The sequence below is a fragment of the Allobosea sp. genome, assembly GCF_036675845.1.
Taxonomy (GTDB): Bacteria; Pseudomonadota; Alphaproteobacteria; order Rhizobiales; family Beijerinckiaceae; genus Allobosea.
The window spans coordinates 1-1,775 of record NZ_JAKFED010000103.1; the positions used below are offsets into that span (position 1 = coordinate 1).

1 protein-coding gene and 1 pseudogene are annotated in these 1,775 nt (G+C 70.1%); both read right to left on the reverse strand.

All coding sequences use genetic code 11. The annotated features are described in order from the left end of the window. Window positions 1-1,187 (reverse strand): TIGR03915 family putative DNA repair protein (locus tag V6M56_RS11490; protein WP_332683788.1); only part of this gene is annotated, 1,187 nt, incomplete at its 3' end. Between the two features lie 61 nt (window positions 1,188-1,248). Next, window positions 1,249-1,775, reverse strand: a pseudogene (locus tag V6M56_RS11495) (putative DNA modification/repair radical SAM protein); the annotation flags it as partial.

The following is a 1,775-nucleotide window of genomic DNA, read 5'->3' on the forward strand; positions in this document are numbered from 1 at the left end:
TGCTCGCCGACGAGCATCAGCCGCGCGCCCGGCGGGCCCTCGCCCGTCACCGACTGCGTGGCGTGCTCGCCGATCGGGCATTCGCGGCAACGGTCGGTGGCCTTGCGGAGCGCGGCCAGCGCGTGGGCGGCCCCCGGGGCGCCGGCAGAGGTGCTGCTTGCGTTGCCGATGTTGCCGGATGCGCCGGAATCAATGTCCGAAGCACTCGTACCACCCGGCCTCACGCTGGTCTGCGGCAGCCGCCGGCGTGGCAGGGCCGCCTCGCGCGCCACCATCGCCTCGCTGCGCACCGTGGCCTGCGCCGCCAGGGGCTCGATGAGCCGCGCTTCCGGCAGGTTGCGCCAGTAGCGGCGCGGCATCTCCTTTTGCATGGCGGCGAGCTTGAGACGGGCCGGATTGAAGATGTGTTCGTAGTAGGTGAGCCAGAGCCGCTCGCCGGCATCGGCCGGCGGTGCGTCCTCGCGCCGGGCACCCGGGCCGAAGGCGAGGCGCTCGCCATCCCAGCGAACGCTGCGCTCGGGCGTGAGGATGGCCCAGCGTACGCTGGCGAAGCGGCTCGCGAAGAAGGGCGCCACCGCTTCGACGATGTGGTGCTCCGGCTCGAACCAGGCGACGTGGGTGATCAGGGCGGCGGCGACACCGCGTGCCCCTGATGACGCCGGAACATCCACCGCGTTCACCGCATCCGCGTTCGCTGTACTGGCTGGTGTATCGGCTGTGTCCGACGCGTCCGCTCCGCGCAGCTCACGAAAACGGACGAAGGCCTTCATCTTGTGCAGGTCTCGGCGTACCGCCCGGGCCAGCGAATGTGCCGCCATCGTGTCGTGATCCAGCGGATCGTGGCGCAGCCCGGGCTCGTGCAGAAGTCGCCACAGCAGCCGGTAGAGCAGGCCGAAGCGCCGGGGATCGCGGTGCAGGATGGCGCATCGGCACAGCTCGACGAATGCTGCGGGCACTTTGATCGGGCCGGCTGCGGAATTGTCAACCGCCGTACGCGTACCCGCACCCGCATCAGCATCAACCGTTGGTGCGCCACTCCAGTCGAGCAGCCGATCGCCGGCTTCCGTGCTCCAACTGACCCGCTCCGGCGCCACATCCTGCGCCAGAAGATCGCGAGCCGCTCGGCGAAAGCCGTCGAGATCGGTCTCTTCGGCGAGCACGATGTGGCGTGGCGCTGAGTCGCTCATGCCGCTTCTCGTTCGATCCGGTGACCGACGCTGAAGGTGTCCACTCCGCCGAGCCGGGTCGTCAGGCCAGCGCCTCGGTGAACAGCGAAGCCTGCGCCGGCGCCGGCCGAAGATGCCGGGCGAGAGCGTCGCCGGCGTCGAAAGCCCGGCCCGGCCGGTGATCGGCCAGCAGTACGAAGGGCAGGACTTTCTTCAGCGGCAGCCGCAGCGCGGCCAGATCGGCATGCCGCAAACGCCGCACGCGGCGCCCGGCCAGCAGCCGATCGACCGATCTCACGCCGAGCCCCGGCACACGCAGCAGCAGCTCGCGCGGCGCGCGGTTCAGATCGACCGGGAAGCGCTCGCCGTGGGCCAGGGCCCAGGCGAGCTTGGGATCGATGTCGAGTGCGAGCATGCCGGCGTGCTCGCCGCTCGCGGGCACGATCTCTTTGTGTTCGAAACCGTAATAGCGCATCAGCCAATCGGCCTGATAAAGCCGGTGCTCTCGCACAAGCGGCGGCGCTCTGAGGGGCAAGGCGCGTGCCGCGTCGGGGATGGGGCTGAAGGCCGAGTAGTACACGCGGCGCAATCGGTAGGCGCCGTACAGGC